The sequence below is a fragment of the Saccharothrix xinjiangensis genome, assembly GCF_039527585.1.
Taxonomy (GTDB): domain Bacteria; phylum Actinomycetota; class Actinomycetes; order Mycobacteriales; family Pseudonocardiaceae; genus Actinosynnema; species Actinosynnema xinjiangensis.
Map to the genome: position 1 here is coordinate 195,942 of NZ_BAAAKE010000010.1, position 14,158 is coordinate 210,099.

A 14,158-nucleotide genomic window follows, 5' to 3' on the forward strand; every position below is an offset into this window, starting at 1 on the left:
TGCTACCCTCGATGACATGACTACCGGGGGGCAGTCTCGGGCGGAGCGATCCGCCGAGCTGCAGACATGGATTCGGACGGGAAGAGCGCGGCGGCTGCGCGTCGACGCGGGTCTCAGCCAAGCTCTGGTCGCACAGGACTGCGAGGTCTCGGCGTCCACTGTGCACCGCTGGGAAGCGGGGAGCCGGCTGCCTCGCGGCCGCAACATGCTGGCCTACCACAGCTTCCTCGCACACCTCGTCGAGCACGAACAGCGGGGAGGTGAGTGGGGTGGGGAGTAGGCAGAACCGACCGACGCTGGCAGAGATCAAGGCGACCTGGCCGCCCGCCGTGGACGTCACGACGGCGGCCTTGGCGTTCGGGATGAGCCGCAGCAAGGCGTACGACCTCATCGCTCGTGGCGAGTTCCCGGCCAAGGTGGCGAGGTACGGGAGGCGGCTCGTGGTCATCACCGAGTCGGTCGTTCGTGCTCTGTCCGCAGGGGACTGACGATGTCGCTCACACATCTCGACAGACACATGAGCGGTGCGCACGGCGAGTTCCGCTACCTCTTCGAACTGCCTGGGGAGCCGATCCGGGGAGAGCAAGATATGTGCGAACTGATAGTTCGCACCAAGGTCGCCACGCGACCCGAACCGCTGTGCTCGGCGAGCAGCCCTACCGCGCACGCCTCTGGCCGGCGGGCCGGGAATGGGGGAGGGGTGCTGTGAGCAACGAGCAACACCGGCGTGGCACTGGCCGCGATGTGCGGCTCGGCAACCGCGAGGCGGTGCCCAGCGGGACGGCGAAGCGCCGAGCGCGTACGTCGGTGTCCTTCACCGACATCGAGTGGGCGGCCATCACGATCGCGGCTTCGCTGGACGGCATGCGGGCGGGAGCGTGGATCGCTCGGGTCGCGTTCGACGAGGCCGCCCACCACAACAGCGGAGCCCGGCTCGACCGCGACGCCTTCGCCGCTCTGGCGGCAGCGGTGCAGGAGCAGCGCAGGGTGCTGGCCAACGTGGGCGGCAACCTGAACCAGTTGGCGAAGGCGACCAACGCGACCGGTGGCATCGACAACCCGGAGGCCGCGGCGCGGCTGTTGGGCCTCGTTCGCCGCGTGGTGGGTTCCACCGACGAACTGCTCCTCCAGATCCGGGCGAAGATGCGATGAGAACGGGAGCAGGACGGGGCGGAGTGCTCAGCACTCCGCCCCGTCCTACCTCTCCCGGGCGACTGCCGGTGTGCCGCCCAGCCAGACCAGGTGCAGCTGTCGCACCTCGGCGTCTCCCGTGCTGAGTTCGAAGGTCATCAGGGCGCGCTCCGCGCTGTCCGACACCAAGCGGAAGTCACCCTCGACCGAGTTGACGTCGGCCCGGTCGCCGTAGTCCAGGCCGTAGCCCGCGACGCGTGCGTACTGGCGGTCTCCGTACTCCTCGACGATGGCGAACGGTCGCGGCGCCTCTTCCCGTGCGAGTTCGTTCACGAACACATCGAACCCGTCGTCGGTCTTGTGCTCCGAGGTGATGTGCACCGGCTCGCTCACGTGCTGCCCCTTCTCAGGTCGTTGATGATGTTGGCTAGTTCGCCTCCGGGCAGCAGGCAGTGCCCGGTCTCTTCGGGGGACACCAGCCATGACGCTGCCGTCTCGCCGATCACCGTCGGTGGCAAGGGCAGCGGCGACCCGCCCCGCAGCGCGCGCACCTTCCTCCGTGCCAAGACCAACGGGAACGGCGGTTCGATCAGGAAGTAGGCCAGCGGAGCCCTGGGCAGAGCCAGTACGGGTGTCGGCTTGGAGCTGAACCTCGGGTGATCGGTGATGTCCTTCGCCAATGACTGGTGCACGGACACTGCACCGAGGTTCGCCCCCGTAACGGTGAGCACCGCTGGTGCCTGACCACCTGCCGCAGTCCACCACTGGTGGATCACACCGGGGTCGGTCGTGGCTGCTTCGACGGGACGCAATACGGCACCCGTGGTGGGTTGACCGTCGCCGGGGTCGACGAACCGACTACCGCGCCACACGGCTCCTGGCAGCACCGGCCAGCCGAGTGCGGCGTACTCCAACGCTGCCCCCATCTCACCGGAAGCATTCGAGGTGCTGCGTAGCGCCGCGTCATCTGCCAGGGGCGTAGGAGCCGATGGCGAACCTGCGGTGACCGGCACGACTTCGAACAGGTCGTCGAATTGCATCGGCACGAGCACGACCAAGGCGCCGGCGATGAAGGCAGGGCCTGGCTGGAGCGCGCCGTGCATCACCCGTGACACGGTGGACCGGTTGACGCCCATCGCCTTGGCCAGGGCGTAATCGGAGTGGAAGCCGGCGAGCTTGGCCGCGCTGCCGAACCTGCGGGAACGCAGTCGGACGGTATGGGGCGCGCCGGCGGGCTGCTTCTTGATCATGTTGCAGCCGAACCGCCGGTCGCGCGCTGGCCCCCGTCAACCGCAGCAGCCAAGGCCGGTAGGTCAGGTCGGGCCGGCGGACCACCCGCCTGCATCCTTCCCCGCCGGGGATAGGGCTGCCCGCTGGCCTTCAGTGCGATGGCTTTGGCCACCTCGGCGAGGTCGAAGGCCAATGCCGCTTCGACCTCGGCCAGATCGAGGGCGCCACGCAGCTCGCCACTAGGTCCGGACGGCGGAGGAGACGCATGCGCGCTCTCGTCCACCAGTCGAACGATGTAGCGCGCCAGCTCGGTGTTGACGCTGCTCAGCCAAGCGTTGAACAGCAGCTCGTCCCTGGTCACCCCCAACCACCGGCCCAACTCGTCAAGCACGCTCGCTGTGCACCTCGAGGCGCTGCCACGCCTGCTCACCACCCGTCATCCGCTCAACGGTCCGAAGCTCGGTACCGGTGGCCAAGTTAGGGACGACCGAGCGTCACGAGTCGTACAAAATGTGCAACCTCTCCCCAGCTACCCTTGCGTCATCAACTCGGGAGAAGCCGAGGAGGTCGGATGCCCGACACCGCCGGTGAGATCGGCAAGCGAGTCCGCTACTGGCGCCTGCGCCGCAACCTCGGCCGCAAGCAGTTTGCCGACATGATCGGTCGCTCGACCTCGTGGCTGGACAAGGTCGAGTCGGGCGAGCGCAGCCTTGCACGCATCCCGATCATCGAGCTGGTCGCCGACGCCCTCGCCATCGACCCCAACGTCCTCACCGACGCACCCGCCGCAGCCCGAGCCGCCGACCGCGTGGACGCCGCCGAGGTCAGCGCCATCCGCGCGGCACTCGGCCGCTACCCCGGCCTGGCGGTTGCGGACATCAAGCCCTCCAGCGTCGCCCAACTCGCTCGCCAGGCCGACTACATCGAGCACGCCTGGACGTCGTCCCACTTCACCACCGTCGCCCAACACCTGCCGAAGCTGCTGGAAGCAGCGCAGCGCGCAGCCCTCGCCGCACCGCCGGCCGAGCAGGTCGACGCCTACCGCGTGCTCATCGCGGCCTACCGCCTGGCCTCCTCGATGCTGCTCAAGTTCGAGAGCCACGACGTCGCCTGGCTGGCAGCCGACCGCGCCATGCACACCGCCCTGGCGGTCGACGACACCTGGTCGCAGGCGCGGGCCACGCGCAGCGTCGCCCGCGCCATGAGCGCAGCCAGGCAGCGCACCGAGGCGGTCGACACCCTGCTGAGCATGTCCGACCGCATGCGCCCCGAAGTACCCAAGCACCCGACGAGCCTGCTCTCCCTCCACGGCATGCTCCACCTCGCCGCCGCGATCACCGCAGCCGAGCAGGAAGACGCATCCCTGGCCCTGTCCATGCACCAGGAAGCCACCCAGGCTGCTGAACGCATGGAGCGCCACTACGACACCCACCACACCCACTTCGGTCGCGTCAACGTCGCCATCCACCGCGTCGCCGCGCTCGTCCGCCTCTACGAAGCCGGAGCAGCTCTCAACTTCGCCGCGACGATCCCCAGCAGCGCTCTCAACGAGCTACCGCCAGAACGCCGGGCCAACCACCTGCTCGACCTGACCGAGGCCAACGCCCGCTGCGGCAACTTCGCCGAGGCCACCCGCACCCTCGCCCAAGCTGAGCGAACCGCACCCCAAGAAGTCCGCAGCCGCCCCTTGGCCCACGGCTTGTTGAGGATGCTGCTGTCCAACACCACTGGCGACCCCGCTCGCATGGTGAAGCAGATGGCCGAGCGAGCCGGAGTGCCCGCGTGACCGAACGAGTCCTCTACCTGATGATCTGCGGTGCCGGACCCGCCAGCCACGTCGACGCCGCCATCAAGCTGGCACAGGAAGCGGGCTGGTCGGTCTACTGCATCGCCACACCAGCCGCCGTCGAGCACTTCCTCGACCTCGACGATCTGCACCAGCTCACCGGCCACCCCGTGCGAACCGGCTACCAACGCCAAGGTCAGCCGCCGCTTCCTCCTGCCGACGCGGTGATCGTCGCACCGGCCACCTACAACACGATCAACAAGTGGGCGGCGGGCATCGCCGACACCTACGTCCTGACGCAGCTCGCGGAACTCACCGGCCTGGGCGTGCCGATCGCCGTCCTGCCCTTCCTGAACACGGCACTCGCGAACAACGCCGTACTCCACCGAAGCTTCGAAGTGCTGCGTTCCTCAGGCGTGAAAGTGCTGTTCGGGCCGGGTGGATTCGAGCCCCACCTGCCTCGGCAAGGTGGGCGCGCTTTGGTCCGCTACCCGTGGCGATCCGCCATCGAAGCGATGCAGTAGCACGTGTCAGTCTGTTTGCAACTGCCTCTGTAAACTCTAATGGCGTGCCAAAGCTCTCTCATGTCGAGCCAAGCGGAACCAACCAGCTAAGGAATCTAACAAAGGTGAGACTGAGGCGCGTCGACGTTCGAAAGCCTGCGACATTAGACCGGACAGGTCGCACCGCTGTCGGGATTCCAAAAGTCCGCAGTCATCGCGGGTGCTGTCACCGGCAGTCGCTGCAAACACCATTTACAAGGCTTCGCCGAGGGAGGTGCAGGAAGCATTTGGTACAGCGCCCTTCGAGTGCTTCTCGTCGCTCGCAGTCGCACCGGTTGCACCGTGGGCAGTAGGGCTTGCTGCACTGGGGGCACGGCCATCCGGTGACAGAGCCGTCGAACCCGCAGGGACATGTCAGTGTGGTACAAGGGCGGCCGTCGTCGCCGAATCCGGGCGTGTTGAGGTGAAGTGCTTCGCAGTTCCACAGGTCCCGCTCGGCCAGGACGCCGTAGGTGCGCTTTTCCCGGGCGGTGGCGTTCAGGTAGTACGGGTGCCGGGCGCCCCACGGGGTCGACCAGAACGATTCGCGGCAGATCTGTTGTCTGGGTGCGATGCGGGACAGTGGGTGGTCGGTCGGGATGGCTTGGTTTCTGCTGGGATAGACGACGGGCGAGTCGACAAGCGCTGCGTACACGACCTTATTGGTCGACCGGTCGGTGAGCATGATCGCGCCGGTGCACGTGAGGCGTCTCGCCAGTGCGACCGCGCAGGCCATCTGACTCGCGCTGGTCTGGTTGGAGAGGTCGAGGAGGTGCTGCCCCGTGACTGGCCCGTGCCCCACGATGCGGTCGACCACGTGCTCGGGCACCAGGAGCATTCCCGCGATTTCGTCGCAGAGCCGCTCCAGTGCCTTGTCACGCTGGTCCTGGTCGGCCAGCCACACCAACACCTCGGCGTCTTCCATGACGAGTCGGTGCGCGTACTCGTGGAGCAAGGTGAAGTTCTCGCGCCGTGAGTCGGCGGTTCGCGCGTAGAGGATTGTTCCGTATTCAGTGAACGACAGGCCGTCGCACCAGCCGCCTGCCCCGCGATTGAACCGTAGCGCGGGTACCGATCTCACGTGGAGCCCCATATTTGTGAGTGCCGCATGAGGATCCGCGCCGAGCAATTGCCGTGCATATGCTGGTACTCGGTATACGATACGCTTCGCGTGCTGTCTACGGGTCATATGGATCCAACAGGTTGGGAATTTCCTTCAGAACCTGGAGGACGCCTAGCAAGCCGTCGACCGAACCGCTAGTTTTGTTGCGATAGGCGGCTGTGGCGAGCATCTTGGCTGTACGGTCACGAAGGAAGTCAACCGTCACTTCTGCTTCATCGGCCCACTGGCTGAGAAACGCGCGGACGCGGCTGTCGTCAAACAAGTCGTCTCGCTCGGAAGGAACCGCCGCGGAGGCCAGCAGGGCTTGGCGGTCGACGCCGAGTTCGTCAGCGATTGCGTCGATGAGCGCAGGTGCCAGGGCCGTCGTGCCCTGCTCCCACTGGAACGTCTGCTGGATGGTCACTTCCCAGCCCCGTTCGTTGAGACGTTGGAGGAATTCAGCCAGGTTCAGCTTCGCCTTCTTGCGTGCGATGGAGAGCCGGTTGCCGTCGAGTGCGATGTTCGGGTCGGGTACCAGTCCGAGCATCAGCGCGACCGGGTCGTCATGGCGGACCGGTGGAGGGCCACCGGAAGGCGTCTTTTGCGCCTGAGGTGGGGCGTGTGCTGCGGCTTCCAGGGCATCCAGCCAGGGGGTGAGGTCGTCAACGAGCTGCCTCTCCGCGTCGTCGAGGTCCAAGTCGGGAGGTATGGGCCGGTTTCGTCGCAGCGCGTGGAACGCGTGGTCGATCGAGGTCAGCTCGGGGTCACGTTCATGTCCAGCCTTCGCGGGGTCATCGGCCATTTGTCCGGTTCACCTCCTCTTGCAGCAATGGAAGGGCCTTTTTGTATAGTTGTCCGACTCTTTGGCCTGTGATGCCGAGTTGTTCCCCGATATCGCGATCGGTCCGTTCCTCGAAAAGCCTGCCTATGACGATGGGGCGCAACCTCGTGTCAATAGCGTCCAGGACGTCCAACGCCGCAACCGCGCGTACGAGCTTCTCACGTCGTAATATGGCGTCGACGACAGAATCACCGGTGGGGTCAGCCGCCGCGTCCCGGTGGATCCGAAGATCTTCTGGGTCGAGTTCCTCGTGGTCGCGGTTCCCGCCCACGATGTCCAGGCAGGCGTTCCTGGCCGCGCGTTTGAGGTACGCCTCCCAGTTCGGCTGGTCGTGAAGGGTGCCTTTCGCCTTCATGTCGGTGAGACGCCTGAACACGGTCATCACGGCGTCTTTCGCATCGTCATGCCGCTGGAGAGGGAGATATCGACGGGCGTAGCCGTCCAAGATCGCGTGGTACCGCAGGTACAGCGCCGCAACGTCGAGCCGGGTGGGGACTACCGGCGCGTCGCGGGCCTCCTCCTCGGCTGATTCCCACTCGACGCTCATAAGTGCAGTATGCGGTTGGAGCGTTCGGCCAGCCGTCACGACACTCCAGCAGGCGGGCCGCTGTCGGTGCTCGTGTGGCCGCCGTAGAGCTTGCGGTACCACCTGATCCGGATACCGGATCGGCACAGGCAGCGGCCGGTGCCGTCGGGTGCCACCCGCCGGACGAGGCCGGGAGGCAACCCGCTCAGGTCGACGTCGACCCGGCGATCCACCGTGGGCATCCCGGTCATTTGCTTGATGACCTCGACGGCGGCCAACACGCCCGCGAACCACGAGACCTGCGGCGCGGCGACGGCGACGACGTCGTCGGCGGACACCTGCCCACCAGCTCCGCGCACCTCGATCTCCGCATACGCTTGCCGCACCAGGTCGGTCAGGGGCGCTGCGATCAGCGAGTCGCGCCGGTCGGGGGACAACCTGCCCCCGGCGATGGCGGCTTCGACGTCGGCCGCGGTCAGCCGCGCACCTTCCTGGAGCAGGGCGAGCACTCGTTCAACGGTCAGCCCGGTCGCCTGGGCGTACACACCTGCCTGAGTCAGGGGTGGGTCGGCGCTGACGTAGTCGCAGAACGGGCACGCGAACCCGTCCGCGAACTCCTCCCGCTGGGCGTGCAGCGCCAACCCGGACACGCCGATCGACAGCGTCGAGCGCGCCAGGACGTCGGTCACGTCGAGCCGTCCCCCCAAAGTGTCCACCGAGGAGACGACCAAGCCGTCAAACCCGGGCTCGGCCCGGCCGCGAGTCCACTCCGCAACCGTCCGCGCAACTCCTGTGGCGGGGAGCCCGAGATCGGTCAGCCGCGTCGCGAAGAACTCTGCCTTTCGCCCGCTTTCACCCCCGAGCAGCGCCGGATAGCGGAAGGGGTTCCGCTGGGGGTCGATCCTGTCGTCGTCGATTGCGATGATTTCGGCTGGCCGGACGACGGCAGCCGCGCCGAGCCGGGGTGAGAGCGCGGTTGCCAGCAGGGCCAAGGTGCTGGTGCCCACCGATCCGACGCCCATGACGGCGAGGCGGAGGGGGCGTATGTCGGACGCAGTTCCCAGTTCGGGCGCTTCGGTCAGCCGGTAATCAACCAAATTGGTGACATAGGATTCCTGCACCGGAACACCGGGAAATCCGTGCGGTCCGAGCACTTCGAGCAGCAGTTGGCTCACGGCCAGGCAACTCGCCGCGTGCACCCCGAGAGCGTGGGTGTTCAGCGGTCCCAGTGGTTGGGCTCCTCGGCCAAGGCGGACCGTGTAGTCGTCGCCGCCGATGCCGAAGTCACCTGGCGGCACCTGGTCACCGAAGGTCACGACGATCGTTCGAATCGCGGGAGTGGCCGGCTGCGGACGCACAGCGTGCAGCGCGGCCAGCAGTTCCGTGGTGTCGGAGCTGTTCCACCAGTTCGCCGCAAGAGCGACCGGGGTCTCAGCTGAGACCGCGCCGAACAGACGGGCGGCCAGTGCGATGAACGCGGCGAGCGCCGTCGTGCCGGCACCCGCCATGTCAGGGCCGGTGCGGATCACCACATGGGTATCGTTGAGCGCCCGCAGCAGTTGCGGCGCGACGGTCCCGCCGCCTCCCGTTCCCAGGAGACGCAGCCGGGGGTCGATGGCCATCTGCTTCTCCTACTCCGTCCTAACCCACCGGTCGCGAGCACCGACCGGAAGATCTCGCCATCGGTCACCCTCACGCCGCAGCACCGCGCACGCGTCCAACCCTCTGCGCAGTCCGAGACCGAAGAAGGGCACCACGATCGACAAAGCGCCTTCGTAGGTCAGCGCCGGATTCGCGTCGTCCGCTGGCGAGTGGAACGCCTGGTAGGGATGCGAATGGATCCTGGCGACGTAGAGTTCGTCCGCCTCCACCGCCAAAGCGAGGTCCATCTGCCCTTTGCGGGTGACCTCCACCGACACACCCAGCGGCCCTCGCCGCGGCACCTGGTCCGGGACGACCAGAGCCATCCCGCTTGGCCCGTCTTTGATCATCGCGGTGCCCTCGTTGCCGTGGGCACCACAGTCCTCGAAGTAGGCGCCTGCACGCGCAAGTACCTCGTTGGTCAAGATCAGGGTTCTCACAAGCCCACCTTGGCGAGTAGGTGCGCGATGAGGCTCTCCGCCCGCTGCAAGTACCGCACGGCATCCCACCGCTCCGCGTAGTGACTTTGGTGCATGTAGTAGCCGCGAGTCCCGCTCACGCACACCCACGGCACTCCGAGAACGGGGTGGATCCCGCCCGCAAGGTTCGGGATCCACCGCTCGACCGGGAGGACAGCGCCGTCGTCGTCCACTAGGGCGACGTCGAACGGCTCAGCGTCGTACCGCGCACCGTCCAGCCGCAGCGTCCACGACCCATCCGGCCGGACCAGGCTCATCAGCAACGCGTCTCCATCGCGGTGCAGGTCGAAGGCACGCGCACCCAGTCGGCTGCGGGCCAACTCGACCTCGGCGTCCAGGAGGTCGGCCAGGACCGCCGGGTGCAGCGCCATCAGCCGTCGACCTGAGGCTTGCGGCTGACCAGAACCAGCACGTCGTCCTCGACCACGCTGGCTTCCGCCAGGGAAGCGGTCGGGTCCAACTCCGCCTCGCCGCCCGTGCGGGGCAGGGTGAGCGCGTAGTCGCCTGGCGCCAACTCGCCCTTGGCGACGAAGTGCTTCACGGCCCGGTCGCCCACCTCCGACACGAGGTCGTCCGGCTTCACCGTGTCCTTCAAGCTGTGCCCGGCCAACGTCCGAACACTGATCTTGAACGGCCGGTTGCCGGCCTTCTCGCGGGCGTCCTCGTGACTCCTCGAACCGATCGTCTCCGACATTGCGTTGTTCTCCCTTTCGCCGTTCCCCCCTCACCATCCAGACGACAGACGCGCCACGAGTGAAAATCCGCAGGTCAGGCTGGGTTCGTTGCCATCGTCGTGGTGGTGCCGGTCGATGCGCGCAGACGACAGGCCGCGCACGCCCAGGACGAGTGCAGGCCGCCACTGATGCGAGAGTCCGTCGCGAGCCTTGCCATCACGCCAAGCCGGAAACGTCGGCCTGCGGTGTACGCCGGCGATCGGCGAGTTCAGGCAGCGGGAACGTCTGCTTCGAGGAGTTCGGTGAATACCTCGCTGGGTTTTCTCCAGTCGTGGATCTTACGGAGGCGGTCGTTGATCTCGGCGGCGATGGCTGCGAGGTAGCGCGGGTCGGAGGGATGTTGACGCCCTTAGGCAGGAACTCGCGGACGATGCGGTTGAGGTCTTCGTTGCTGCCGCGTTCCCAGGGTGAGTGCGCGTGGGCGAAGAGAACCGGTACCCCGGTGGCGGTTACCTGCTTGTACAGGGCCATCTCGGATCCGCAGTCCCAGGGCAGAAAGCGTTTGATCAAGGACGGAAGGTCGCCGACAGCGGCGATGATCGCGTCGGTGACGGTGAGCGAGTCGCGTCCGCGCAGCGGGACGAGGATCAGGAAGTGGCTGGTGCGCTAGACCAGGGTGGACACCGCGCGGCGACCGCCCTTGTCGATCATCAGGTCGCCTTCCCAGTGACCGCGCACGGCTCGGTAATCGGCCTCGACCAGGACGCGCCCGCGACTTGGTCGGTTACTACGGCCCGGTAATCCCCGTGACCGCCGTGACGACTCACCTCACGGAGTCAACCGAGGCGCCGAAACCGATTCGAACCGCAATCTACTTGTGCTCCAACGACTCGGCCAGTCCTCGGGAAATATCATCCCGATCGGCCAGGGGCGGCATCCGACACACGGCGGGCGATCCTTCCCCAGCGAGCACCAGGATCACATGCTACGACCGTCTGAACCTGCTCAGGTGCAGCAGTTGTAGCGTCACGTCTCACGATCATGTCGCCGTGGTGCATGGGGCACGAGCACCGCAGATCGGCAGACTAGTGCTCATTCTTGACATCCCACAGCCGTCGAATGGTAATCAAGGTGTTGTGGTCAGGCGACGTCAGGCGGACTCTGCCCTCTGCGAGCCTCCATCTGCGACGCATCACTTCACTGTTGCGGAGTTTCGTTTTTCTCTGACAGTTCTTTATCTGCTCTTCTCCCTGGTGTGGTCCGGGGTGAGAAGCGCACACTCCCGTCGATGTCTCCTCCAATTTGCATGATAACGCCCTGATCGCCATGTGCATGAGCCTCGATTTTTGATTCGTGCTTCAACGAAAGATAGTGGCTAATTATACGTTCGATTACCCTGATGACCGGTGTAACATGAGGAAAAAGTGCCCCTAGGAGTGCAAGCCGGACAATGACGACAGCTGCGTCGCTGAAATAGCCTAGATTGAACACTGCTACGATCGGTGGGATCGCTAGTGACAGAATGGTAAAGATCAGGAATGGGCGCAAGTGTTCTTGATCTTCTTTTGCGATGCTGACGTCCCGGCGATGGAATTCGACACTTCCTTCTTGGGTTCGTGAAATCGGTTCCCAATTTGTCAGGTGCATCCCTGCGGTCACGAAGTTGAATGATATGGACTCGCCTCTTTCCAGCTGTCCGACTTGATATCTACATTGTAGATCTTCGTTTTTATCCAAGGTTGCCGAAGAGAATTCCACGCGCACTTCCGGCTTGGGTTCGGGGTCTAGGTAATGCTCAAGCAATTCTGTGCCACGGGGGAACGGAAATCGTAGTGCCTGATCGTTTACCGCGCGATTTCCGGTGTTTGAAATCGTACATTTTATGTGTGTTAGATGAACAACCTCTTTGCCGTCGTAAACAATGCTAACCTTAGGCTTCATGTTATCGCTGGTTTTGATCAAAGCTTGCTCGATGAAGGCGTCCCAGGAAAGTCTTAGGTGAGGTTCACGTCGAGCCTTCACGCGCTCGATGGCGTATGATGAGAGAAATCCGAGCAGTGCTGCGGTAATTGCTAAGAGCAACTTTTCTGCGAGTGGTCCGCTCGTGGAGCTTCCTTGAGTTAAAATCACGTCGTAACACGCTGAACATAAGTCTTTTTTCACTGGTTTCCGGATCTCGATAATTGGAACCCTCATGTGGGGGTTGAATCATGTGTCAAAAAAGGAGGTGCGATTTCTTGAGTGTCGGCGCCGTTGCGCATTTATGCACCAATGGGCATTGGTTGCATATTGGTTCTTCTTTATGGCAGTACAGCTGGCCGATCAGCCGTAGTCCCGCCATGCGCAATGGTGCTTTGGCATCACCGCCCACCAAGCGGGAGAGGTCGACCCTGCCGTCAGTGAGGCTGTTCGCCCTTTCCGAGCTGGTGTTGAGCACGCGTGATGACACGCGGATGACCGGCTGACTGGTCAGCAGGACGTCGTCGCCGGCCAAGAGTTTCAAGAGTGCGGTCTTCCCGGGAGGGAGCCCTAGGACCTCCGGCATGTCCTGGGGGTGCAGCCAGAGCTTCCGGTCGTCTTGCAACTGCCGCAAGCGCGCGACCGCTGCAGCAGCTCCCCGCCTGACCGCCGCGTGTTCGATGAGGTCCGTCGCTCGCTTGGTGACCCGCCCCCTCGCGGCCACCTCCCGGAAGCCACGCTCGTACGCGGCCAGTTCACCGGGTAACGGGTCCAGCATCGCCACGACCGCGGCGACGGGCGGGGTCAGCTGGTCCCCTGGGAGCACGCACCAGAAGTTCCCGGCACGCCGTTCCTCGGCCCAAGCGGCCAAGTGCTTGGCGAGAGCGCGCCACCGGTTCTGCCGGGCTTTGTCGGTGACCGGCACCGGGACCAAGGCGGTGGCTGCGGCCTTGCCCAGCATCGGAGGCACGGCGTTGCCGATCTGCTGGAACGCGTGGCTCCGGGTGCCCGCGAAGCGGAAGTCGTCCGGGAACGTCTGGATGCGGGCGGCCTCGCGGACGGTGAGGGTGCGGTTCTCCGACGGGTGGATGTACCAGTAGCCGTCCTTCGCGATGTGCGCCGTGATGGAGCGGCTCAGCTCGTCCCAGTCCAACCGCTTGTACTTGTCGTCGAATGTATCCGCCGTGTACCTGCGCAGACTGGGGTCGATGTGCGCGTAAAGCGTCTTGGAAGTCATCAAAGCGAAGATCTCGCGATCGTCGTCGCGAACCGGTCGGGTCATGTGGTCCCACACCCTCTTCTCACCGGTGCCGCGCCTCATCACCTTGGCGAACTCCGACACCTCGCCGGTGGGTGAGTAGGGCAGGTTCCGGCTGCCAGTGGTGAGGCCGAGGCCGGGTAAGTCGGCGATCGCGTCCCGGACGGTCACCGCTTTGCCGGGGCTGGGCCAGGTGAAGGTGTCGCTGTCGCGGCGGGCGAGCAGGATCAGGCGCTTCCGGTGCTGGGGAACGCCGTACTGCCAGGCGTCGACCAGGCGGAGGTTGGTCCGGTACCCGCCGTCTTCCAGGTCGTTCACAATCCGTCGCACGACCTTGAAGTCATCGCCCAAAGCCATGTCGGGGACGTTCTCCATGAGCACCGCACGAGGCTTCACCTTGAGCACGACATCGAGGTACGCCTGCCACAGCTCCTTGCGCTCGTCGAACTCGTCGCGCGCCCCCGCGTCCACCAGACTGCGGATCTTGCTGCGTCCGGCCCTGCTGAACGGTTGGCACGGTGGTCCACCGGCGATGAGGTCGATGTCGACGCGCTTGAGCACCCTGATCAACGCGCCGCGCTTCTTCGGGTCTCCCAGGTCCACGTCGAGCGCGAGGCCGGGGAAGTTCGCCCGGTGGGTCTGCAGCGCGAACTTGTTGTGGTCGACCGAGGCCGCGACGGTCCACCCGGCGTCGGTCAAGCCCAGGCTCAACCCACCGCCACCGGAGAACAGGTCGACCGCGAGCCGGGCGCCGTTCGCTACCCGCTCGGCGCACCACTGCTCGAACGTCTCCTCGGTGCACGCGTCCGGGTGCACCGGCAATTGCAGCAGGTCGCTGCGCTCGAGCTTCACCGCGTAGACCGCCACGTCGCCTCCTGTCCTCCGAACAGGGACCCGCGCGGGACCTCCACCACCGACGATCTGGTTCTGCTCAACTTCTGCCATGCCACTTCCCGGGACCGGTCCGTTCGGCCGCCCCGACGTACGAA

17 protein-coding genes and 1 pseudogene are annotated in these 14,158 nt (G+C 65.4%); 5 read left to right on the top strand and 13 right to left on the bottom strand.

Annotated features, from left to right (window positions below; translation table 11 throughout):
• Window positions 1-16: 16 nt before the first annotated feature.
• From ABD223_RS43600 to ABD223_RS22270, 3 genes are all read left to right on the top strand, one after another.
• The gene (locus tag ABD223_RS43600; protein WP_380647176.1) at window positions 17-280 is read left to right on the top strand and encodes a helix-turn-helix domain-containing protein; all 264 of its coding nucleotides are present in this window, start codon (window positions 17-19) and stop codon (window positions 278-280) included.
• Entirely contained in the window at window positions 270-488 is a 219-nt protein-coding gene (locus tag ABD223_RS22265) for a helix-turn-helix transcriptional regulator (protein ID WP_344038300.1), read from the top strand. The genes ABD223_RS43600 and ABD223_RS22265 overlap by 11 nt, the downstream gene beginning before the upstream one ends.
• 151 nt (window positions 489-639) lie before the next feature.
• Window positions 640-1,152, top strand: a complete 513-nt coding sequence (locus ABD223_RS22270) for a plasmid mobilization protein (protein ID WP_344038301.1) — start codon at window positions 640-642, stop codon at window positions 1,150-1,152.
• 45 nt (window positions 1,153-1,197) lie between these two features.
• Here ABD223_RS22270 and ABD223_RS22275 read toward each other — a convergent pair whose 3' ends face one another.
• Genes ABD223_RS22275 through ABD223_RS22285 form a run of 3 tightly spaced genes read right to left on the bottom strand, consistent with a single transcriptional unit; the run spans window position 1,198 to window position 2,752 of the window.
• On the bottom strand, window positions 1,198-1,524 hold the full coding sequence (locus ABD223_RS22275) for a hypothetical protein (protein WP_344038302.1): 327 nt from the start codon (window positions 1,522-1,524) through the stop codon (window positions 1,198-1,200).
• The gene (locus ABD223_RS22280) at window positions 1,521-2,381 is read right to left on the bottom strand and encodes a bifunctional DNA primase/polymerase (protein WP_344038303.1); all 861 of its coding nucleotides are present in this window, start codon (window positions 2,379-2,381) and stop codon (window positions 1,521-1,523) included. Before ABD223_RS22280 ends, ABD223_RS22275 begins: the two co-directional genes overlap by 4 nt.
• A complete protein-coding gene (locus ABD223_RS22285) occupies window positions 2,378-2,752 on the bottom strand; it encodes a hypothetical protein (protein ID WP_344038304.1) in 375 nt (124 codons plus the stop codon). The genes ABD223_RS22280 and ABD223_RS22285 overlap by 4 nt, the downstream gene beginning before the upstream one ends.
• Before the next feature lie 180 nt (window positions 2,753-2,932).
• On the opposite strand from ABD223_RS22285, the gene ABD223_RS22290 reads away from it, so the two are divergent.
• Window positions 2,933-4,147 carry a helix-turn-helix domain-containing protein gene (locus ABD223_RS22290; protein WP_344038305.1) on the top strand — a complete coding sequence of 405 codons (1,215 nt, stop codon included), beginning with the start codon at window positions 2,933-2,935 and terminating at the stop codon, window positions 4,145-4,147.
• Entirely contained in the window at window positions 4,144-4,671 is a 528-nt protein-coding gene (locus ABD223_RS22295; protein ID WP_344038306.1) for a flavoprotein, read from the top strand. Before ABD223_RS22290 ends, ABD223_RS22295 begins: the two co-directional genes overlap by 4 nt.
• Window positions 4,672-4,876: 205 nt before the next feature.
• Here the strand turns inward: ABD223_RS22295 and ABD223_RS22300 are convergent, their stop codons facing one another.
• The 10 genes and pseudogenes from ABD223_RS22300 to ABD223_RS22340 all read right to left on the bottom strand — a co-directional run bounded on the left by ABD223_RS22300 (window position 4,877) and on the right by ABD223_RS22340 (window position 14,036).
• On the bottom strand, window positions 4,877-5,770 hold the full coding sequence (locus ABD223_RS22300; RefSeq protein ID WP_344038307.1) for an ImmA/IrrE family metallo-endopeptidase: 894 nt from the start codon (window positions 5,768-5,770) through the stop codon (window positions 4,877-4,879).
• 97 nt (window positions 5,771-5,867) lie between these two features.
• Window positions 5,868-6,593, bottom strand: a complete 726-nt coding sequence (locus ABD223_RS22305; RefSeq protein WP_344038308.1) for a helix-turn-helix domain-containing protein — start codon at window positions 6,591-6,593, stop codon at window positions 5,868-5,870.
• The gene (locus tag ABD223_RS22310) at window positions 6,583-7,179 is read right to left on the bottom strand and encodes an RNA polymerase sigma factor (protein ID WP_344038309.1); all 597 of its coding nucleotides are present in this window, start codon (window positions 7,177-7,179) and stop codon (window positions 6,583-6,585) included. The genes ABD223_RS22305 and ABD223_RS22310 overlap by 11 nt, the downstream gene beginning before the upstream one ends.
• Before the next feature lie 35 nt (window positions 7,180-7,214).
• Window positions 7,215-8,780 carry a hypothetical protein gene (locus tag ABD223_RS22315; protein ID WP_344038310.1) on the bottom strand — a complete coding sequence of 522 codons (1,566 nt, stop codon included), beginning with the start codon at window positions 8,778-8,780 and terminating at the stop codon, window positions 7,215-7,217.
• A 9-nt stretch (window positions 8,781-8,789) separates the two neighbouring features.
• Entirely contained in the window at window positions 8,790-9,239 is a 450-nt protein-coding gene (locus ABD223_RS22320) for a hypothetical protein (protein ID WP_344038311.1), read from the bottom strand.
• A complete protein-coding gene (locus ABD223_RS22325) occupies window positions 9,236-9,649 on the bottom strand; it encodes a hypothetical protein (RefSeq protein ID WP_344038312.1) in 414 nt (137 codons plus the stop codon). Before ABD223_RS22325 ends, ABD223_RS22320 begins: the two co-directional genes overlap by 4 nt.
• Entirely contained in the window at window positions 9,649-9,972 is a 324-nt protein-coding gene (locus tag ABD223_RS22330; protein WP_344038313.1) for a hypothetical protein, read from the bottom strand. Before ABD223_RS22330 ends, ABD223_RS22325 begins: the two co-directional genes overlap by 1 nt.
• Before the next feature lie 248 nt (window positions 9,973-10,220).
• Window positions 10,221-10,708, bottom strand: a pseudogene (locus tag ABD223_RS43605) (IS30 family transposase); the annotation flags it as partial.
• 441 nt (window positions 10,709-11,149) lie between these two features.
• A complete protein-coding gene (locus tag ABD223_RS22335) occupies window positions 11,150-12,148 on the bottom strand; it encodes a hypothetical protein (protein ID WP_344038314.1) in 999 nt (332 codons plus the stop codon).
• Window positions 12,149-12,167: 19 nt separating this feature from the next.
• Entirely contained in the window at window positions 12,168-14,036 is a 1,869-nt protein-coding gene (locus tag ABD223_RS22340) for a DNA cytosine methyltransferase (RefSeq protein ID WP_344038316.1), read from the bottom strand.
• Between the last annotated feature and the right edge of the window lie 122 nt (window positions 14,037-14,158).